This window comes from Lacinutrix salivirga, from assembly GCF_053604675.1.
In genome coordinates this window covers 22228-42462 of record NZ_JBSHNP010000082.1, presented here as the reverse complement: position 1 = coordinate 42462, position 20235 = coordinate 22228, and the positions used below count along the sequence as shown (strand labels likewise).

Here is a 20235-nt window from a genome sequence, read left to right as displayed (position 1 = left end):
ATGTTAACAATTATGCGTGCACAGCAATTTAAAACAAATAAAGCTTTAATAATTATTTAATACAAAAAGCTTTTAACAAGCTTTTTAACAATTTTTATCTAAATTTTTTGAAGTATTTTAAAAGATTTGAGGTTGAAGAATCATGATTTTTAATTTCACTTTTATCAAATTCTTTTAAAATTTTGTTGGCAAGTTGTTTTCCTAATTCTACACCAAATTGGTCATAGCTAAAAATATTCCAAATCACACCTTGTACAAATATTTTATGTTCGTACATTGCGATTAGTTTTCCTAAACTTTCTGGTGTTAACTTTTTAATAAAAATAGAGGTTGTTGGCTTATTGCCTTCAAATACTTTATATGGTGTAAGCGACTCTATTTCGGCTTGAGAATGGTTTTGTGATTGTAACTCTGCTACAACTTCGTCTTTAGTTTTACCATTTAGTAAGGCTTCGGTTTGCGCTAAATAGTTTGATATTAACTTATCATGATGGTCTTGATTGCCATGAAGCGACTCTGCAAAACCAATAAAATCTGCAGGAATTAGTTTTGTGCCTTGATGGATAAGCTGAAAAAAGGCGTGTTGCGAATTGGTGCCTGGTTCTCCCCAAATTAAGGTTCCTGTTTGGTAATTTACTCGCTCTCCATTTCTATCTATACTCTTTCCGTTACTTTCCATAATCCCTTGTTGCAAATAGGTTGCAAATTGGTTTAGATATTGAGAATAGGCTATTACTGCTTCACTTTCAGCTTTAAAAAAGTTGTTATACCAAATGGTTAATAGTGCAGTAATTACAGGTATATTAGACTTAAAAGTCTCATCTCTAAAATGGTTATCCATTGAGTTTGCGCCTTTTAATAAGCTATTAAAATTAGTATAGCCTACTGCTAAAGCAATGGTTAATCCTACTGCGCTCCACAATGAAAAACGACCTCCAACCCAATTCCACATTGGAAAAATATTTTGTGAGGCAATACCAAATTCTTCAACCTTTTTTGTGTTTGTTGATACTGCTACAAAATGTTTGGCAACATCGTTTTGGGTTGCATGCTTTAAAAACCAATTTCTAATAGTATTGGCATTACTTAAAGTTTCTTGTGTTGTAAATGTTTTTGAAACTATAACGAATAGCGTAGTTTCTGGGTTTATTTTTTTTAGTACTTCGTTTACATGGTCTCCATCTACATTACTAACAAAATGTGTGGTTAAATGGTTTTTATAAAACTGAAGCGACTCTACTACCATTGCTGGTCCAAGGTCTGAACCTCCAATGCCTATATTTACAACATCTGTAAATGCTTTGCCTGTAAACCCCTTTTGTTCTCCAGAGGTAATAGCCTGAGTAAAGTGTTTTATTTTTTGTTTAACTTCAAAAATTTCTGGCATTACATTTTTGCCTTCTATTTTAAAATTAGCGTTTTCAGGTGCTCTTAACGCTGTGTGTAAAACTGCTCTGTTTTCGGTTTTATTAATTGTTTCTCCTCCAAAATAGGCTTGTATGGCTTCTTTTAATTTTACTTCATTAGCTAATTCTAAAAGCAACTCGATAGTCTCTGCATTTATCCTGTTTTTGGAATAATCCACGTAAAAATCTTCAAACGTAATGGTGAACTCATGTGCTCTACTAGGATGGTTTGCAAACATGGTTTTCATGTGTGCATTTTTTATAGTCTCGAAATGATTTTTAAGTTTATTCCAAGCCTTAGTTTGGGTTGGATTTACGGTTGGTAATGGCATAAATTATTGTGCTAAAGTGATAAGATTTTTATCAGTTTTTGGTATGTCTTCTAGTTGAGTCTCAAATAAAATGGCATCTAATTGTGCTTTTATTGGTTGTATATAGTCTAGATATTTTACTTTTAAACTGTCTGAAATTGGCTCTGCTTCTGGGAGCTTTTGTTTAAAGGGATCTACTTGTCTTCCGTTTTTCCAAAAGCGATAACACACGTGCGGTCCAGAGGTATTACCTGTCATACCAACCCATCCAATAACATCGCCTTGTTTTACAAAATCACCTACTTTAGATTTTCGGGCTTTCATGTGTAAATATTGTGTGGAGTAGGTTGAGTTGTGTTTAATTTTTACATAGTTACCATTGCCTCCACGTTTTGCCGATTCTATAACTGTTCCGTTAGCGGTTGCTCTAATTGGAGTCCCAATTGCTGCTGTAAAATCTGTGCCTTTATGAGGTCTAATTCTGTTTCCGTAAAGTGCAATACGTCTTTTTAAGTTAAAGCGAGAGGAAATACGCTTATATTCTAATGGTGCTTTTAAGAAGGCACGACGTAAGTTTTTAGCATCTTCGCTAAAGTAATCTTTGATGCCTTTAAGGCTATCCGTTTCGTATTGAAATGCATAAAAAGGCTCATTATTATGTTCAAAATAAGCTGCTTTTATATTATCTATTCCTGCGTAAATACTATCGTCTATATATTTTTCTGTATAGATTACTTTAAATCTATCGTTTTTTTGAAGTCTAAAGAAATCTATTGTCCACGCATAAATATCTGACATTTGATATGCTAATAATACTGAAACACCTTGGTCTTGTAAAGCTTGTGAAATGTTAGAATTAATAACTCCTGAAACTTCTTTCTCTACATATTTAATTGGTTTTGTGCTTTTGTAGGCATGTATGGAATCTTGAAAATTAATAACTACATAATCTTCTTTGTTTGGTTGGTATATGAAACATTTAGGTTCTTGTAAAGAATCGTTAGTACATAAAAGTGTGTATGGTTTACCGACTTGTAATCGTCTTATATCAAAGGTGTCTTTCGCTTTTTCGGCAATTTCGAAAACTCTAGAGTAATTTATATTATTGCGTTCTAAAATTTCTCCAAAACTATCCCCTTTTTTAATGGTATCTCTTTTTACTATATAATCTTTTAAATTAAAGCCAAATTCTAAGATTTCTTCTTCTGGTTCTATAACAGAAACCGTATCTATTATTGGTCGTTCTTCTTTTTTGCAAGAGTAAATTGCAATGAGTAGTACCACTATAAATAAAACATTCTTCATCATTATTCTTTAAACATTAGTTCCCCAATTTTCTAATTCCTCTTTAGACCATAGTTCTGGGAAGAAAATCCTGCGTTGGTATTTTGGATGCATGTATTTTTTCCAGTCGCTTCCACCTGTTGCTTCTCCATCTCCTGTTCCGCTTTCAATATAGTGCTTTGCAGCATTATAATGTGCCATTACCCAAGTTACATTTACTGTGTAATCGTAATGTCTCATTGCTTTTATTAGTTCAGGATTTTTTTGATCTTCTTTAGGTAATTCTTTAAAACGAGTCCATAAATTTTTGGTATTATAACTTTCCATAAATCTTAAAAACTCGTCTTTGTAGCGGTTTTCGAAATTTACTAAAAGTGTCGATTTTTTTCCTGTAGAATAGTCTTTTCCTGCAGCTTGCCAGTACAAGTGTTCAAAGGCATGTGTGTAAGGTGTGTTTCTATTTATAGTACTTCTAAACCTGTAATCGATGAGGTTAATAAGTTCTGTTGAAGCAAATTCAATTAAACGGTATTGTGCACTTTGGAAACCACTAGCTGGTGTTAAGGTATATCGAAATTTCATGTATTGTTCAATTTCCATACCTTCTCTCATTATATTGAACGAAGTGGTTAACATATCGAAATAGCGGCTTATGCGCATTATTTTGCTCTCAAAAAACGTAACGTCTAGATTTTCTTTCTCAGACACTTGAGAGATTTCCCAAAGAATCATTTTAAAAATCAACTCGTTAATTTGATGGTATGCAATAAATACCATTTCGTCTGGCAAAGTGGTACGTTGTGTTTGTAAATTTAAAAGCGCGTCTGTTTGTATATAATCCCAATACGTAATAGGTTTACTGTATAGCAAGCCCATTAGGTGGTCGTCTGTATCCTGACCTATGTCGTTATATTTTTTTTGAAGTGCTTCTAGTATGCTGTCAAAATTTGGTTGGTTTGGCATAATATTTAATCGAAAATTATTTTAAAAGGGTGTTTTAATCCTTTAAAAGCTTCTAAATCTGCTCTTAAAGATCCAACAGCTAAATCTGCTTTAATTCGCAAAGGTATTTTATTTTTGTCTTTACTTACCCAAAGGGTTAGACTTTCTTCTTCTTTAAAGACACGTCCTGCCATTACATAAGGTCTAAATTTTATGGTTTCTACTTCACCAAATTTAGTTTTTATAGTTTCTTCGCCTAAATATTTTAATTTAAAGCCATAGTTTTCTTGGTCAAAAAACATGTCTAATTTTATTTCATCACCAATTTTAAGGGAAGAAACGTCTAATTTGTTTCTTAAATAATAAAATGTAGATACCATATCTTGCACATTTGGCTTGGTATCTATAATTGTTTTTTTATTGTATTTTTTATTAAAAACATGTGCTTTTTGATTGTTTTGATCAAAATCTATTTCTATGTTTTTTTTATGGCCACCTTCATCAATATCTCTAATAAACTTATAGGGCAAAATTTTGTGAGTATCAAAATAGCTTTCGTAACGGTCTTTTACTTTAAAAAACCATTTTATGGCTCCTGTTGTCCAGCCTTTACCAACCACATGAAAAACAGGCTTATTATCTAATGTAGTTTCTTTTACAGATAATGTTGCATTTCCTGCTTTTAAGAAGCCACTATAACTCATTTTAAATTTAAACCATTCTCCATCCTGAAATGCACTTTCTTGTTGGGAAAACGAAAAGTTAAATGCTAGTATAGTTAGTAATATAAGTAATCTTGTTTTCATAATATAAGTCCTTGTAATATAACTCTTTTAGAGCATATTTATTTTGTTATACTCAGTAGATTACAATTACTATTCCAAAAATATAAAACAAAAAAATGCTATCGATATTTATGATAGCATTTTTTAAATTTTTAACGTTAAAGTTTGTTAAAGTGTACCTCTTTTTGCTTGTTCTCTTTCAATAGACTCAAATAAGGCTTTAAAATTACCTGCTCCAAAACCTTGTGCTCCCATTCTTTGAATAATTTCGAAAAACAAAGTTGGCCTGTCTTCAACAGGTTTTGTGAATATTTGTAGTAAATAGCCTTCTTCGTCTGCATCTACTAGTATGGATAGTTTTTGAAGCTCTTTAATATCTTCTTTCATCATATCCATGTGTACACCAAGACGTCTCGGTATATCATCGTAATACGCTTGTGGAGGAGGAGGTAAAAACTCTACACCTCTTGCTTTTAATTGTGCTACTGTTTTTATAATATCGTCTGTTGCTACTGCAATGTGCTGTACTCCTGAGTCTTCGTAAAAATCTAAATATTCTTCTATTTGAGATTTTTTGGCAGCTTTTGCTGGTTCGTTTATAGGGAATTTAATGCGTCCATTTCCATTACTCATTACCTTACTCATTAGTGCAGAGTATTCTGTGTGGATTTGCTTATCGTCAAAAGACAAAAAGTTTACAAATCCCATAACATCTTCGTACCATTTTACCCAAGTATTCATTTGTCCCCAACCTACATTGCCTACCATGTGGTCTATATACTTTAATCCAACAGGTTCTGGGTTGTATTCACTTTTCCATTCTACAAAACCTGGCATAAATACACCTTTGTAGTTTTTGCGTTCTACAAACATGTGTACAGTTTCTCCGTAGGTATAAATTCCTGCACGTACAACTTCGCCAAATTCGTCTTTTTCTACAACTGGCTCCATATATGATTTTGCGCCACGTTTTGTGGTTTCCTCATAAGATTTTCTGGCATCATCTACCCAAAGTGCAACAACTTTTACACCATCTCCATGTTTAACAATATGGTCGTTTATTGGCGATTTACTATTTAGAGGTGTAGTTAGCACTAAGCGAATTTTATCTTGTTTTAGCACATAACTCACCGAGTCTTTGGAGCCTGTTTCTAAGCCTTTATAGGCATAGTCTTGAAAGCCAAATGCCGTTTTATAATAGTGTGCAGATTGTTTGGCGTTTCCAACATAAAACTCTACATAATCTGTCCCTAAAAGTGGTAAGAAATCTTGTGCACCTTCAAATATTTTTTCTAAACCGTAGTTTACCGATTTTACTTCTTTTTTACTCATAATAGTTTAATTTTCTGAGTTCGTTTTTTCGTTTAATTCTTTAGTGTTTATGGAATCTAAATTAATAGAATCACTTTCGATTATAAATGTGTCTTCTTCGTAATATATGGAATCATTTTCATAAAAGGTCGAATCTTGTTCCCATTGGTAATTTGAATTTCTGTCTCGTTCTTTTAATGCTTCCATTACTACTGTTGATACAAATGCGCCATATATAAAAAAGTATGCTACATAGAAAAGAGTTATTATACCACTTATAATTAAAGCGATTATATTTATAATTTTAGCGTTTTTTACATTTGTAAAGCTATTAGGCGAATAAGATTCTGGGTGTTCTAAATACTCTCTAATACTTTTGTTTGCGTTTACTAAACCTACAATACTCAATATTAATGATATTACAGAAACAAAGCCACAACAACAACCTAAAACCACTATAACTAATGCAATAATTCCTAGTGTTTGAGCAGAATTATCTGCTGGTAATTTATTGTAATTCATACTATTCTAACCAAGATTTTATATACTCTTCGTCTGCAATTTTCATGGCTTCTTCTGTAACCATTAAAGGTTTAAAAGTATCTACCATTACTGCAAGTTCGTCTGTTTTAGTTTTTCCTATGCTACGCTCTGTTGCGCCTGGATGTGGACCATGAGGTATTCCTGCAGGATGTAATGATATGTGTCCTGCGTCTATATCGTTTCGGCTCATAAAATCTCCATCTACATAATATAATACCTCATCACTATCTATATTACTATGGTTGTAAGGAGCAGGAATACTGTCTGGATGATAGTCGTATAATCGAGGCACAAAACTGCATACAACAAAGGCGTCTGTCTCAAAGGTTTGATGCACAGGAGGTGGCTGGTGGATGCGTCCTGTTATAGGTTCAAAATCATGAATTGAAAAGGCATAAGGATAATTATAGCCATCGTAGCCTACTACATCAAAAGGATGAGAGGCGTACACCATTTCAAAAATATCGTCTTGTTTTTTAACTTTTATTATAAATTCGCCCTTTTCGTTGTTGGTTTCTAACTCTTGCGGTTGGCGAATATCGCGTTCACAAAAAGGGGAATGTTCTAGTAATTGCCCAAACCAGTTTCTGTATCGTTTTGGAGTATAAATTGGTCTGCGAGACTCTACAATAAACAATCTATTATCTTCTGTGTCAAAATCTATTTTATAAATTATACCACGTGGCACTAAAAGGTAATCTCCATATTTAAAATCTAAGTTGCCAAGCATTGTGCGCAATTTTCCTGTGCCTTTATGGATAAAAATTAACTCGTCGGCATCTGTATTTTTATAAAAATAATCTTTAGTAGATTGTTTTGGTGCAGCTAAAATAATTGTACAATCACTATTGGTAAGCACTGCTTTTCGGCTGGTTAAATAATCGTTTTCTGGCTTAATTTGAAAACCTCTGAAACGATAAGATTGAATGTGATTTGCTTTTGCAATTTTTGGAGCAACACTATATTGTTTTCTAATTTCTTTAACTTGTGTTGGTCTTTGCTCGTGATAAGAATTTGTGGACATCCCATCAAAGCCAATGGTTCCAAACAGTTGTTCGGCATATAGGGTTCCATCAGGTTTTCTAAATTGTGTGTGACGTTTAGGTGGAATTTTTCCTAATTTATGATAAAATGGCATTGTTATTTTATTTAGAAGTTATACTAATAATTAAAAGTTTGAGTCTTTATAATTAATAATAGTTATAAAGATACAATAAAGCCAACTTATTCAGGATTTCTCTTAATAAGAAATTGAAGTAGAAGTAGTAAATCTTTCCAAAAAAGCATCATAGTACTACAAATATCGTTAATTTTTATGAAATTCCTTTTGTTTTAGTTAAAACCAAAACCCTAAATTAAAAAACCAATATCCATCTTTTAACTCTGGTGACCAAGTATATTTAGCTTCAATTGGACCTAAAAACGTTTCAACAGAATAACCAACAGCATAACCAGAATAATCAGGTAGCGAAAACCAGTTTCCTGTATCAAATAAATTGTTTTCAGCATTACTATAATTTGCTGCTAAAATAGCGTGGTGCTTTTTAAATAGCTCATAATCTAAGGTTATTGTGGATTTTACGAAACTATTTGCAGGTATAGATAAATAATCGTAACCATAAAAAGGCTCAAAATTATTTATAAAATCGTTTCCATAGCCACCAAGTACAAAGTTTAAGGATTGATTTGATTGCGGATTAATTTTAAAGCCACCTTGCATTAAAATATTTGTAGAAAACCGATCTGAAAAACTAAAAGCATAACCTAAATCTGCTTTTGCAATAGAAAACTCACTAAAATTATTATTATAATCTGAAGAGTGTAAATAGAGGTGTACATCTCCATTAAAATATACACCTTCATTTGGGAAATATCTATTGTCATAAGTGTCAAACTGAAGCTTTCCAAAAACACTTAAATAATAACTGTCTTCAAATTTAGTATCGTTACGGTTGCTGGATTGCAAAATTGTTTCTGTATAAACTTTATACCATTTATGTTCGGCTCCTAAGGTAAGTGCAAAATCTTTTCTAAACAGTGTTTGAATGTAAAATTGGTTGGTAAAATCCACCACTTTTGCATCAATTTTATTAACGCCTAATACGGCTAAATCTTCTGGATTTAATAATGTTGCTGCATTTACGTTTTTATGAAATTCGTTATATCTTGATTTTACACCAACACTCCAATAAAACCCTTTGTCTATAAAATAATCAAAATTATACCTTACATTATCACCTAAAATAACATCTAACGAAGCAACATCATTATCTAAAAGAAATTGTTTTTTTGTTAAGTTTAGTAGTACAGCACTTTTATATAGGTTATCGTAATGTACTCCAAGTTTTAGAAAAGTTGTTTTGTCTGTTTCTTGAAATCTTGTGATTAAATCATAACCAGCTTTGTTTTTTGATTTTTTTAAATCGTAATTAAAATCGTCGAAGTTATTTGTAGCTACAATATTGTTTAGTCCTTTTTGAAAATCCTTATAGCTTATGGTTTCATTAGGCTTCATTTTTAATTTACCTAAAACATAAGAGAATGTATAATTATCAATACCTTTAATATCAATTTTATTTATTTTAAGACTATCGTGTTGTACCACTTTAAGTGGTTCTCTGGCTTTTTGGTTTTGATTTTGGGCAATAGTTTTAAGTCCTTCTATATTTTTTAATGTGGCATCAACACCACTTTTTATAATTTTTTCGCCTTCGTTAAAAGAGACTACTGTAAAACCATCGATATTTGGTTGTATATAAACATCGGCTAATTTAGCCTTGTTTTTCATCTCCTTAGTGGTTCTAAAATTACTAATTTGTAACAAAATGGAAAGTGCACTGTTTAAAGCATCTCTATCTGATAATCCATCTTGCACATCTACGCCAATAATTAAGTCTAATCCTTTGTCTTTAAGTTCATCAATTGGAAAATTATTAACAACACCTCCATCTATTAATAGTCTCCCATCTATTTGAACAGGTTGAAAGAGCGATGGGAAAGCACCACTTGCTCTAATTGCTAGTGGTAAACTGCCTTTATCTAACATTACAGCTTCGCCAGACTCAATATCTGTAGCTATGCAAAAAAATGGTATTGGTAATTTACTAAAATCGTCGATTTGATTAACATGCATAGTGAGTTTAGAGAGCAAATTATAAGTGTTTTGTCCTCTAGATAATGCTGAAGGCAAAGTGACTTTAAACTTATCAAACGGTAAAATAATAGCATATTTTTCGGCATTTTCTCGTTCGTAAAAGGTTTTCGCTGCTCTTGGTACATTATCGTTAATAATAGCATCAAAATCTACTTCTTTAAATATAGAATCTAATTGTTTACCAGAATATCCTGAAGCATAAAGCGAGCCAACAATAGCTCCCATACTTGTTCCTGCAACATAATCAATTTTAATACCTAAACTATCTATAACTTTTAATGCACCAATATGTGCCAAGCCTTTTGCGCCTCCACCACTAAGTACCAATCCTACTTTTTGTTTTTTTTGCACAGCAATAGAGTCTTGCGCCTGTAAACAAAGTGTAAAAAAAAGAATTATGACAATTAGTGTTTGTTTCATTTTTTGTGATAGTAGTTATAAATTTTTTCTGCTCTAGAGACACCTACAACAGCTTCCAACTCGTCTAATTTAGCGTGCGCTACTCGCTTAGCCGATTTAAATTTTTTAAGCAATTCAACAATTGTTTTTTCACCTATTCCAGGTATAGTTTCTAGCTCTGTATTTAAGGCTGTTTTGCTTCTTCGGTTTCTGTGATGTTCTATACCAAAGCGATGTGCTTCATTTCTTAGTTGTTGTATAATTTTTAATGTTTCGCTTTTTTTATCTAAATATAAAGGAATTGGATCGTTTGGATAAAATAATTCTTCTAAACGTTTAGCAATTCCGATAATAGCTATTTTTCCTCTTAAATTTAAAGCGTCTAAACTTTTTAAAGACGACGATAATTGTCCTTTTCCTCCATCAATTATTATTAATTGCGGCAGCGGTTGCTCTTCATCTAACAAGCGTTTGTAACGTCTATAAACCACTTCTTCCATAGAGGCAAAATCGTCTGGACCTTCAACTGTTTTTATATTAAAATGCCTGTAGTCTTTTTTACTAGGCTTTCCGTTTTTAAACACTACGCAAGCAGCAACAGGATGTGTACCTTGTATGTTAGAATTATCGAAACACTCTATATGTCTTGGTTCTTCAGACAAACGCAAATCGGCTTTCATTTGTGCCATTATACGTTTAACATGCCTGTCTGGATCTGTAATTTTTACTTGTTTAAAACGCTCCATTCTGTAGTACTTTGCGTTTCTAACCGATAGGTCTAAAATCTTTTTTTTATCGCCTAACTTTGGAATGGTTACTTTTATTTCGTCTCCAACATCTATTTTAAAAGGCGCATAAATTTCTTTAGAGTTGGAGTTAAAACGTTGTCTTATTTCTGTGATTGCTAATTCTAAAAGCGCTTTATCAGTTTCGTCTAATTTCTTTTTTATTTCTAAGGTATGCGATCTAATTATTGAGCCATAAGAAAGTTGTAAAAAATTTATATACCCAAAACTCTCGTCGCTAACAATACTAAACACATCTACATTACTAATTTTAGGATTTACAATTGTAGATTTTGCTTGGTAATTTTCTAAAATTTCAATCTTTTCTTTTACACGTTGTGCATCTTCAAACAGCATTTCTTCAGCAAATTGTTTCATTTGCAGTTTAAATTGACCTAATGAGTCTTTAAAATTTCCTTTTAAAATTTCTCTAATTGCTGTAATATTTTCTAAATAATGCGCTTCGGTTTCTAAACCTTCACATGGTCCTTTACAGTTTCCTAAGTGGTATTCTAAACACACTTTATATTTGCCAGATTGTATTTTGTCTTCAGCCAAATCATAATTGCAGGTGCGTAGTTGGTAAAGTCCTTTTATGAGATCTAGTAACGTTTTAACCGTTTTCATACTTGTATAAGGTCCAAAATATTCGCTGCCATCTTTTATAACGCGTCGCGTAGGAAATACTCTAGGAAAGCGTTCTTTTTTTACACAAATCCAAGGATAAGATTTATCATCTTTAAGTAATACATTGTAACGAGGTTTGTGCTTTTTTATAAGGTTGTTCTCTAGTAATAAGGCATCGCTTTCGGTTTCAACCACAATGTGCTTAATAGTTGCTATTTTTTTTACTAAAACTCTGGTTTTACCATTGTCGTGGGTTTTGGTAAAATAAGAGCTCACTCTTTTTTTTAAGTTTTTAGCTTTTCCTACGTAAATTATAGTACCATTATTATCTAAATATTGGTACACACCTGGAGCATTTGGCAAGGTTTTAATTTGTATATCTAATGTAGGTTTACTCATTATCTCAAAGGTAATATTTTAATTATCCATTGCTAAAAATTACTCAAATAAATATGTTAAAGTATGCTATATATAACTCTTGTTTTTTTGTAACATTGCGTAACTTAATACATATTTATTGTTTTATGAAAAAGAGTATTGGTAGAATAGAAACTATAGATTTCCCAAAACTTAACCTTTACAATATTACTTGTAAAATCGATACAGGCGCATATACCTCTGCCATACATTGTTCTAAAATTATTGTTGATGGCGAGAAATTAAAATGTACTTTTTACAGTAAAGGCCATCCAAACTTTAGTGGTAAGGAAGTCGTTTTTGACAGCTTTTCCCAAACCGATGTAAAAAGTAGTAATGGATTTAAAGAAAATAGATATAAAATAAAATCTGAAGTCGTTTTTTTTGGCAAAACGTACAAGATTAACTTAACTTTAAGCACTAGAGACGATATGAAATTCCCTGTTTTAATAGGTAGGCAGTTTTTAAAACAAAAATTTATAGTAGATGTAGATTTAGAAAACGTTTCGTTAAACTATAAAAAAGAATGAACATAGTTATTTTATCCAGAAATGCAAACCTATACTCAACAGATCGATTAGTTGAAGAAGGAGAAAAAAGAGGTCATAAAATTGAAGTTATAGATCCCTTACGTTGTGATATAATTATTGAAAAAGAAAAACCCACTATTTACTATAAAGACCGTTATTTAGATTATGTAGATGCTATAATTCCAAGGATTGGCGCTTCTGTAACTTTTTATGGCTGTGCAGTTGTACGACAGTTTGAAGAAATGGGTGTGTTTACCATAGTAACATCAGACGCTATACAACGCTCGCGAGACAAACTGCGTAGTTTACAGCGTTTAAGTAAAGCAGGTATTGGAATGCCAAAAACGGTATTTACTAACTACTCCAGAGATGTAGAAGAAGTCATAGAGCATGTTGGAGGAACTCCTGTTATTATAAAATTATTAGAAGGTACACAAGGTTTGGGTGTGGTTTTAGCCGAAACAAAAAATGCAGCAGAATCTGTTTTAGAAGCCTTTAATGGCTTGCAAGCCAGAGTAATTGTACAAGAATTTATTAAAGAAGCTAAAGGTGCAGATATAAGAGCGTTAGTGGTAAACGGACAAGTAGTTGGTGCAATGAAACGCCAAGGAAAAGAAGGTGAATTTAGATCTAATTTACACAGAGGTGGAAGTGCAGCAGTTATAAAACTCAGCCACGAAGAATTAAAATTAGCCATGAATGCCTCTAAAGCACTAAAATTACCTGTTTGTGGTGTAGATATGCTGCAATCCGAAAGAGGTCCTTTATTACTAGAAGTGAACTCTACTCCAGGATTAGAAGGTATAGAAGGTGCCACAGGAAGAAACATTGCCAAAGCAATAATTTCTTTTATTGAAACTAATAGATAGACTATGAGTGACAAGGATATTTTTAAAATATTAGGCGAAAAAATAAAACTTGGCGAGACAAAAGAAGCTAATTTTAGTGTAGCAAAACTACATTCTAGCAACGATGTAGAAGTACCTGTTATTATATCGCGTTCTAAAAAACCAGGACCAACGGTATTACTAACTGCAGGAATCCATGGAGATGAAGTAAATGGAGTAGAAATTGTACGCCAAATAATTGCAAAAGGTATTAATAAACCTAAAATAGGAACCACCATTTGTGTGCCTGTAATTAATATTTTTGGGTTTATTAATATGAATAGGGATTTTCCTGATGGTCGCGATTTAAATCGTGTGTTTCCAGGTAATAAAAATGGCTCGTTAGCCAGTAGAGTGGCTTACAAATTTATGAAGGAAATCGTGCCACATGCAGATTTAATTTTGGATTTCCACACAGGAGGAGCAGGACGTTTTAATGCACCTCAAATTCGAATTGTAAAAGGTGACGACAATTTAGATGCTCTTGCAGAAATTTTTGGAGCACCTTTTGTTTTGTACTCTAAAAACTTAAATAAATCGTTTAGAAATGCCTGCTATAATATTGGAACACCTATATTATTATTTGAAGGTGGTAAATCAACACATTTAGACAATACCATTACAAATACTGGTGTAAATGGAGCCAAAAGAGTGTTAAATCAATTAGGTATGCTAACCAATAAGTTTAAAGCCTCTAAACCTAAAAAACCTTGTGTGTTTATTACAGACAGTACATGGTTAAGAGCCAAATATTCTGGGATGTTTAAAGCCACTATTCCTATTAATGAGAAAGTGGTTAAAGGTCAAAATATAGGAAACATTACAGATCCTTATGGTAAATTTAATCACTTTGTAAAAGCAGATTATTCTGGTTATATTATAAATGTGAATGAATCTCCAGTTGTGTATCAAGGTGATGCTTTGTTTCATATTTCTAGAGAAACATTATGACAAAAAAGGAGTTAAGAATAAAATATAAAAAATTAAGACAAGACTTGTCGCTACAAGAGATTGATGATTTAAGCCTGTTAATAGCTAATGAAGCACTTAAACTACCCATTTGGGAGTTTTCATTTTATCATATTTTTTTATCTATTGAAACTCAAAAAGAAGTCAATACCGATTATATTTTAAACATCCTGTCTGGTAAAGACAAAAACATTGTGGTTTCTAAAAGTGATTTTGAGACTGGATTACTACACAATTTTTTATTAAACGATGCTACTAAATTATCGTTAAATGCCTATAATATTCCAGAGCCTGTAAATGGAATTCCTATAGCAAATAAAACTGTTGAGGTTGTTTTTATACCACTTTTGGCTTTCGATTTAAAAGGAAATAGAGTAGGTTATGGTAAAGGATTTTACGATAAGTTTTTAGCCACTTGCAAACCCGAAACTATAAAAATTGGTTTGTCTTTTTTTGAAGCTGAAGATTCTTTGATTGATACTTTAAGCACAGATATACCACTACATTATTGTGTAACACCTAAACGCCTTTATACTTTTTAAAAATGTGTTTTTAAAAGAAGGCTATTCGCTTTTAGCAAACGCTCTTTTGTTAAAAAAGATAAGAATACCAAAGCCTATACTAATTGCAACATCTGCAATATTAAAAACAGGTTCAAAAAACGTAAAAAATTTGCCGCCAACTCCAGGAATCCATTCTGGCAAATAGCCTTTCCATAACGGGAAATACAGCATATCTACCACTTTACCATGTAATAAAGTGTCGTATCCTCCAGATTCTGGTAAAAACGTAGCGACTTGTCCATAGCTATCGTTAAACAACACAGCATAAAAAACAGAATCTAAAATATTGCCTAACGCACCAGCAAAAATAAAAGAGAGAGCTACAATTAATGTTTTAGACGCTCCTTTTTTAGACGAATTATATAACCAATAGCCAATAACAAAAATGGCTACAATTCTAAATATTGTTAAACTAATTTTAGCCGTTCTGTCGCTAATAAAAGTAAAAATATCGCTCAACTTAGTTCCCCAAGCCATACCATCGTTTTCTACAAAATAAATTTTAAACCACTCGAAAACCTTATAATCTTCACCTAAAACAAAATGTGTTTTTATGTAAAATTTACTAATTTGATCTATTAGTAAAATAAAGAAAATAAGTATAAATGCTTTTTTTAAATTCATAGATTATATGGTTTTTACTAAAACGTGGTGTTTGGGTATATATTTCGCAAAAATAGCTATTTATTGGCGTTTTGTGACTTTTATATTTCCGTTTATAGAGTTTAAAATAATAACGTTATTACCTGCCACCAATTTTTCTTGTGTGATATCACCAGACTTAGTATTAGAGGTAATAGTTGCGAAGTTGGTTTCTACATTGATGTCTCCAAGTAATGTGTTTACTCTAGCGTTTCCGTAGTAATCGCTAAGTGTACAACTCCCATTTTTAAGTTCTATAAACAAAGGATTGTATTTACCTTTTAGTTCTACGGAAGCTATTTCACTTGTAATAATAACCTCTAAATTCTCAGGAATAACAAGTACTAATTCTGTAGAGATTAATTTATGAGCACTTAACTTATCGTTTTCATTTTTAAATAGTGGTTGAAAATTTACAGTGATATTTAAGGTGTTTTCTATAGTGTTTGCTACCAAAACAACCTCATCATTGTGTTCGCCTTCACTTCTTGCAGAAATTCGTATTGCTTTGTGTGTATGTGTTTTTACATTAACTCTAAACACATCATCACCAGCAATTTTTATTGTATTAATAGTGCTTCCGTCAATAACTTTGTCCACTACTTTTTGCGCATATACTTGTAGGCTAAACAGTAGAATTAAGCTAAATCTAAAACACTTCACTTTAAATAAAAATTTTAAATTAATTGATAAAAAAAGCTTCAATTAAAATTGAAGCTTTTACTAGGAGTTTATAAAAACTGTTTATTGTTGCATGTTCTTAGCTTCAATACTTAAAGTAGCATGAGGCACTAATTCCAAACGTTTTTTATTTATTAATTTACCTGTAACTCTACAAACACCATAAGTCTTATTTTCAATACGAATTAAAGCATTTTTTAAATCGCGAATAAATTTTTCTTGTCTAATAGCTAATTGCGAATTAGATTCTTTACTCATTACAGCACTACCTTCGTCAAAGGCTTTAAAAGTTGGCGATGTGTCTTCTGTACCATTATTATGGTCGTTCATGTATGCACTTTTAATAAGCTCTAAATCGTGCTGTGCTTTTTCTATTTTTTCTAAGATTAGTTCTTTAAATTCTGCTAAATCTTTGTCTGCATACCTTACGTTTGTGTCGTTTGCCATAATATTAATGTTTTGTAATAGATAATTTGGTGTTTATTGTATCAAAAGCAATTTCTATACCATTATCTATTTGGTCAATAATTTCTAAATCTTCTGTTAAGGTTTCTGCTTTAATATACTCTATATTAGTTTCAATAGCCTTAACAATTTGGTTGTCTTTTTGAAGTTTTACATCTATTCGATCTGTAACTTCAAAACCAGAATCTTTACGTAAATTTTGAATTCTATTTACTAGCTCACGAGCAATTCCTTCTTCGCGTAATTCTTCGGTTATTGTAACATCTAAAGCAACGGTTAAATTACCTTGGTTTGCTACAAGCCAACCTTCAATATCTTGTGATGTTATCTCAACATCACTGAGTTCCAAAGTAATACTTTTTCCGTTAATTTCAACGTCTAAAACATTATTTTGCTCGATTTTTTTGATGTCTTCTGCTGTAAATTGCTGAATTTTTCCAGCAATCGCTTTCATATCTTTACCAAAACGAGGTCCTAATGCTTTAAAGTTAGGTTTTATTTGTTTCACTAATATATCTGAAGCATCTTCTAAAAGCTCCACGTGTTTAATGTTTACTTCGTGTTTTATTAAATTTTCAACTGCTAAAATTTCTTCCTTTTGTGCTACAGAATCTACAGGAATCATTATTTTTTGCAATGGTTGACGTACTTTAATTTTCTCTTTAGCACGTAACGATAAAACTAATGATGATATGGTTTGCGCTGCTTCCATTTTACGTTCTAAAGATTTATCTATAAACGTTTTATCACTTTTAGGAAATTCTGCTAAATGTACGCTTTCAAAAGTTTCTTTTTTGGTTACCGAATTTAAATCCATGTATAATTTATCCATAAAGAAAGGTGCAATTGGTGCGCCTAACTTTGCAATGGTAACCATACACGTATATAAAGTTTGGTAAGCAGAAATTTTATCGGTTTGGTAATCGCCTTTCCAGAAACGTCTTCTGCTTAAGCGTACATACCAATTACTTAAAAATTCTTGAGTAAAAAATGAAATTGCTCTTGCTGCTTTTGTAGGCTCATATTCTGCATAGAAATCATCTACTTTTTGAATCAATGTGTGTAATTCTGAAAGTATCCAACGATCAATTTCTGGTCTTTCGTTTAACGGAATATCTGCTTCTGCATAGCTAAATTTATCAATATTAGTATATAAAGTGAAGAAAGAATAGGTGTTGTAAAGTGTCCCAAAGAATTTACGTTTTACCTCTTCAATACCATCTACATCAAACTTTAAATTATCCCAAGGATTTGCATTTGCAATCATGTACCAACGTGTTGCATCTGCTCCATAGGTTGACAATGTTTCAAAAGGATCTGTTGCGTTTCCTAAACGTTTAGACATTTTCTGTCCGTTTTTATCTAAAACTAATCCGTTAGAAACTACATTTTTATATGCTACAGAATCAAAAACCATGGTTGCAATGGCATGTAGTGTATAAAACCAACCACGTGTTTGATCTACTCCTTCTGCGATGAAATCTGCTGGGAAAGCTTTTCCTTTTTTAGATTCTTCGCTTTGCTCTGAATGACAACCATCTATCATTTTGGCATTTTCAAAAGGATAATGCCATTGTGCATAAGGCATAGAACCAGAATCGAACCAAACATCTATTAAGTCTGCTTCGCGTTTCATAGGTTGACCTGAAGGGGAAACTAATACAATTTCATCTACAATATTTTTATGTAAATCTATTTTAGCATAGTTTTCTTCAGACATGTTATCTACTTCAAAGTCTTGGTAAATATCTTTTGCTAAAACTCCAGCTGAAACTGCTTTTGCCATTTCGGCTTTTAATTCTTTAACAGAACCAATACAGATTTCTTCTTTACCATCCTCTGTTCTCCAAATTGGCAGTGGAATTCCCCAATATCGAGATCGTGATAAATTCCAATCGTTTGCATTTGCTAGCCAATTACCAAAACGACCTGTACCTGTAGATTCAGGTTTCCAGTTAATGGTTTTGTTAAGCTCGTGCATACGGTCTTTGACATCTGTTATTTTAATGAACCAAGAGTCTAAAGGATAGTATAAAATTGGTTTGTCTGTACGCCAACAATTTGGGTAACTGTGTTTATATTTTTCAACCTTAAAGGCTTTGTTTTCTTCTTTTAATTTAATGGCAAGTTCCACATCTATAGAACGTTCTGGAGCTTCGCCATCATTGTAATATTCGTTTTTTACATACTTTCCAGCAAACTCTTTCATTTCTGGTCTAAAACGACCTTGCAAATCTACAAGAGGAACTAGGTTTCCATTATCGTCTTTTACCAATAATGGTGGAATTTCTGGTGTTGCTTGTTTTGCAACCAAGGCATCATCTGCTCCAAAAGTTGGTGCTGTATGTACGATTCCTGTACCATCTTCTGTGGTAACAAAATCTCCAGAGATTACTCTAAATGCGTCTTGCGGATTATCATTTGGTAATGCGTATGGTAAAAGTTGTTCGTAAGTGATTCCTACTAAATCTTTCCCAATAAATTCTTTTACTACGTAAAACGGTATTTTTTTATCTCCAGATGTATATTCTAATAATTCTGGTTTTGTTTCTACTTGTTTAAATTTTCCGTCAAATTGTTTACCAACTAAATTTTTAGCTAGAATAACATTCATTGGTTGAAAGGTATATTGGTTGTAGGTTTCTACTAAAACATATTCAATTTTTGGTCCAACGGTTAATGCTGTGTTACTTGGTAAAGTCCAAGGTGTAGTTGTCCAAGCTAGGAAAAATATAGTTCCTTCGTTTTGTAAAAAGTCTGGAAGTGAATCTTCGTTTGCTTTAAATTGCGCAACTACTGTGGTGTCTGTTACGTCTTGGTATGTTCCTGGTTGGTTTAACTCATGTGAGCTTAAACCAGTTCCTGCTTTTGGTGAATAAGGCTGAATGGTATAGCCTTTATACATTAAGCTTTTGTTGTAAATCTCTTTAAGCAACCACCAAACGCTTTCCATGTATTTAGGTTCGTAGGTAATATAAGGATCGTCCATATTTACCCAATACCCCATTTTTTGAGTCAGGTTATTCCATACATCTGTATAACGCATAACTGCTTTACGACATGCTGCATTGTAATCTTCAACAGAAATGGTTTTACCAATATCTTCTTTAGTAATTCCTAATTCCTTCTCTACACCAAGCTCAATAGGTAAACCATGTGTGTCCCAACCAGCTTTACGCTTTACTTGGTAGCCTTTCATGGTTTTGTAACGCGGAAAAATATCTTTAATAGCACGAGCCAATACATGGTGTACTCCTGGAAGTCCGTTTGCAGAAGGAGGTCCTTCAAAAAAAACAAAAGGTTCTGCACCTTCTCGAGTAGTTACACTTTTTTCGAAGATGTTATTTTCTTCCCAATAGTTTAAGATTTCTTCTGCTACTTTTGGTAAGTTAAGTCCTTTATATTCAGGAAATGTCGTGCTCATTATATCGTTTACTTTTAAGAGTTGCGAAATTAAGGAATTCTTGTTAAACTTCATTTAAAAGCACAAAAAAAGCCAAACTTATGTAAGCTTGGCTTTAAATACTATGTATG

Annotated in this window: 17 protein-coding genes; 4 read left to right on the top strand and 13 right to left on the bottom strand. The window is 32.3% G+C overall.

Annotated features, from left to right (window positions below; all coding sequences use genetic code 11):
• Window positions 1-94 precede the first annotated feature (94 nt).
• From pgi to uvrC, 9 genes are all read right to left on the bottom strand, one after another.
• A complete protein-coding gene (gene pgi, locus ACVC5O_RS03305; protein ID WP_452220038.1) occupies window positions 95-1738 on the bottom strand; it encodes a glucose-6-phosphate isomerase in 1644 nt (547 codons plus the stop codon).
• Between the two features lie 3 nt (window positions 1739-1741).
• Window positions 1742-3025 carry a peptidoglycan DD-metalloendopeptidase family protein gene (locus ACVC5O_RS03300; protein WP_452220037.1) on the bottom strand — a complete coding sequence of 428 codons (1284 nt, stop codon included), beginning with the start codon at window positions 3023-3025 and terminating at the stop codon, window positions 1742-1744.
• Window positions 3026-3031: 6 nt separating this feature from the next.
• Entirely contained in the window at window positions 3032-3964 is a 933-nt protein-coding gene (locus ACVC5O_RS03295; RefSeq protein WP_452220036.1) for a tryptophan 2,3-dioxygenase family protein, read from the bottom strand.
• A gap of 5 nt (window positions 3965-3969) precedes the next feature.
• Window positions 3970-4749: a DUF3108 domain-containing protein gene (locus tag ACVC5O_RS03290; RefSeq protein ID WP_452220035.1), complete on the bottom strand. Its 780-nt coding sequence runs from the start codon at window positions 4747-4749 to the stop codon at window positions 3970-3972.
• A gap of 147 nt (window positions 4750-4896) precedes the next feature.
• Window positions 4897-6060, bottom strand: a complete 1164-nt coding sequence (gene hppD / locus ACVC5O_RS03285; RefSeq protein WP_452220034.1) for a 4-hydroxyphenylpyruvate dioxygenase — start codon at window positions 6058-6060, stop codon at window positions 4897-4899.
• A gap of 6 nt (window positions 6061-6066) precedes the next feature.
• A complete protein-coding gene (locus ACVC5O_RS03280) occupies window positions 6067-6561 on the bottom strand; it encodes a CCC motif membrane protein (RefSeq protein ID WP_452220033.1) in 495 nt (164 codons plus the stop codon).
• 1 nt (window position 6562) lies between these two features.
• Window positions 6563-7720, bottom strand: a complete 1158-nt coding sequence (locus ACVC5O_RS03275; RefSeq protein ID WP_452220032.1) for a homogentisate 1,2-dioxygenase — start codon at window positions 7718-7720, stop codon at window positions 6563-6565.
• A gap of 198 nt (window positions 7721-7918) precedes the next feature.
• On the bottom strand, window positions 7919-10156 hold the full coding sequence (locus ACVC5O_RS03270) for a patatin-like phospholipase family protein (RefSeq protein ID WP_452220031.1): 2238 nt from the start codon (window positions 10154-10156) through the stop codon (window positions 7919-7921).
• The gene (gene uvrC, locus ACVC5O_RS03265) at window positions 10153-11946 is read right to left on the bottom strand and encodes an excinuclease ABC subunit UvrC (RefSeq protein WP_452220030.1); all 1794 of its coding nucleotides are present in this window, start codon (window positions 11944-11946) and stop codon (window positions 10153-10155) included. The genes ACVC5O_RS03270 and uvrC overlap by 4 nt, the downstream gene beginning before the upstream one ends.
• A 125-nt stretch (window positions 11947-12071) precedes the next feature.
• On the opposite strand from uvrC, the gene ACVC5O_RS03260 reads away from it, so the two are divergent.
• Genes ACVC5O_RS03260 through ACVC5O_RS03245 form a run of 4 tightly spaced genes read left to right on the top strand, consistent with a single transcriptional unit; the run spans window position 12072 to window position 14892 of the window.
• On the top strand, window positions 12072-12494 hold the full coding sequence (locus ACVC5O_RS03260; RefSeq protein WP_452220029.1) for an ATP-dependent zinc protease family protein: 423 nt from the start codon (window positions 12072-12074) through the stop codon (window positions 12492-12494).
• On the top strand, window positions 12491-13363 hold the full coding sequence (rimK, locus tag ACVC5O_RS03255; protein WP_452220028.1) for a 30S ribosomal protein S6--L-glutamate ligase: 873 nt from the start codon (window positions 12491-12493) through the stop codon (window positions 13361-13363). The genes ACVC5O_RS03260 and rimK overlap by 4 nt, the downstream gene beginning before the upstream one ends.
• A 3-nt stretch (window positions 13364-13366) precedes the next feature.
• Window positions 13367-14332, top strand: coding sequence for a succinylglutamate desuccinylase/aspartoacylase family protein (locus ACVC5O_RS03250; protein WP_452220027.1), 966 nt, complete (start codon window positions 13367-13369; stop codon window positions 14330-14332).
• The gene (locus ACVC5O_RS03245) at window positions 14329-14892 is read left to right on the top strand and encodes a 5-formyltetrahydrofolate cyclo-ligase (RefSeq protein ID WP_452220026.1); all 564 of its coding nucleotides are present in this window, start codon (window positions 14329-14331) and stop codon (window positions 14890-14892) included. Before ACVC5O_RS03250 ends, ACVC5O_RS03245 begins: the two co-directional genes overlap by 4 nt.
• A 21-nt stretch (window positions 14893-14913) precedes the next feature.
• Here ACVC5O_RS03245 and ACVC5O_RS03240 read toward each other — a convergent pair whose 3' ends face one another.
• From ACVC5O_RS03240 to ileS, 4 genes are all read right to left on the bottom strand, one after another.
• Window positions 14914-15537 carry a lipoprotein signal peptidase gene (locus ACVC5O_RS03240; protein WP_452220025.1) on the bottom strand — a complete coding sequence of 208 codons (624 nt, stop codon included), beginning with the start codon at window positions 15535-15537 and terminating at the stop codon, window positions 14914-14916.
• A gap of 60 nt (window positions 15538-15597) precedes the next feature.
• On the bottom strand, window positions 15598-16155 hold the full coding sequence (locus tag ACVC5O_RS03235; protein WP_452220024.1) for a hypothetical protein: 558 nt from the start codon (window positions 16153-16155) through the stop codon (window positions 15598-15600).
• Between the two features lie 144 nt (window positions 16156-16299).
• Entirely contained in the window at window positions 16300-16683 is a 384-nt protein-coding gene (locus ACVC5O_RS03230; protein WP_452220023.1) for a TraR/DksA family transcriptional regulator, read from the bottom strand.
• 4 nt (window positions 16684-16687) lie between these two features.
• The gene (ileS, locus tag ACVC5O_RS03225) at window positions 16688-20125 is read right to left on the bottom strand and encodes an isoleucine--tRNA ligase (RefSeq protein WP_452220022.1); all 3438 of its coding nucleotides are present in this window, start codon (window positions 20123-20125) and stop codon (window positions 16688-16690) included.
• Between the last annotated feature and the right edge of the window lie 110 nt (window positions 20126-20235).

Excerpts from the sequence above, each read along its gene's own strand:
- pgi (WP_452220038.1), bottom strand. The coding sequence starts at position 1,738 with ATGCCATTACCAACCGTAAATCCAACCCAAACTAAGGCTTGGAATAAA.
- ACVC5O_RS03300 (WP_452220037.1), bottom strand. The coding sequence starts at position 3,025 with ATGATGAAGAATGTTTTATTTATAGTGGTACTACTCATTGCAATTTAC.
- ACVC5O_RS03295 (WP_452220036.1), bottom strand. The coding sequence starts at position 3,964 with ATGCCAAACCAACCAAATTTTGACAGCATACTAGAAGCACTTCAAAAA.
- ACVC5O_RS03290 (WP_452220035.1), bottom strand. The coding sequence starts at position 4,749 with ATGAAAACAAGATTACTTATATTACTAACTATACTAGCATTTAACTTT.
- hppD (WP_452220034.1), bottom strand. The coding sequence starts at position 6,060 with ATGAGTAAAAAAGAAGTAAAATCGGTAAACTACGGTTTAGAAAAAATA.
- ACVC5O_RS03280 (WP_452220033.1), bottom strand. The coding sequence starts at position 6,561 with ATGAATTACAATAAATTACCAGCAGATAATTCTGCTCAAACACTAGGA.
- ACVC5O_RS03275 (WP_452220032.1), bottom strand. The coding sequence starts at position 7,720 with ATGCCATTTTATCATAAATTAGGAAAAATTCCACCTAAACGTCACACA.
- ACVC5O_RS03270 (WP_452220031.1), bottom strand. The coding sequence starts at position 10,156 with ATGAAACAAACACTAATTGTCATAATTCTTTTTTTTACACTTTGTTTA.
- uvrC (WP_452220030.1), bottom strand. The coding sequence starts at position 11,946 with ATGAGTAAACCTACATTAGATATACAAATTAAAACCTTGCCAAATGCT.
- ACVC5O_RS03260 (WP_452220029.1), top strand. The coding sequence starts at position 12,072 with ATGAAAAAGAGTATTGGTAGAATAGAAACTATAGATTTCCCAAAACTT.
- rimK (WP_452220028.1), top strand. The coding sequence starts at position 12,491 with ATGAACATAGTTATTTTATCCAGAAATGCAAACCTATACTCAACAGAT.
- ACVC5O_RS03250 (WP_452220027.1), top strand. The coding sequence starts at position 13,367 with ATGAGTGACAAGGATATTTTTAAAATATTAGGCGAAAAAATAAAACTT.
- ACVC5O_RS03245 (WP_452220026.1), top strand. The coding sequence starts at position 14,329 with ATGACAAAAAAGGAGTTAAGAATAAAATATAAAAAATTAAGACAAGAC.
- ACVC5O_RS03240 (WP_452220025.1), bottom strand. The coding sequence starts at position 15,537 with ATGAATTTAAAAAAAGCATTTATACTTATTTTCTTTATTTTACTAATA.
- ACVC5O_RS03230 (WP_452220023.1), bottom strand. The coding sequence starts at position 16,683 with ATGGCAAACGACACAAACGTAAGGTATGCAGACAAAGATTTAGCAGAA.
- ileS (WP_452220022.1), bottom strand. The coding sequence starts at position 20,125 with ATGAGCACGACATTTCCTGAATATAAAGGACTTAACTTACCAAAAGTA.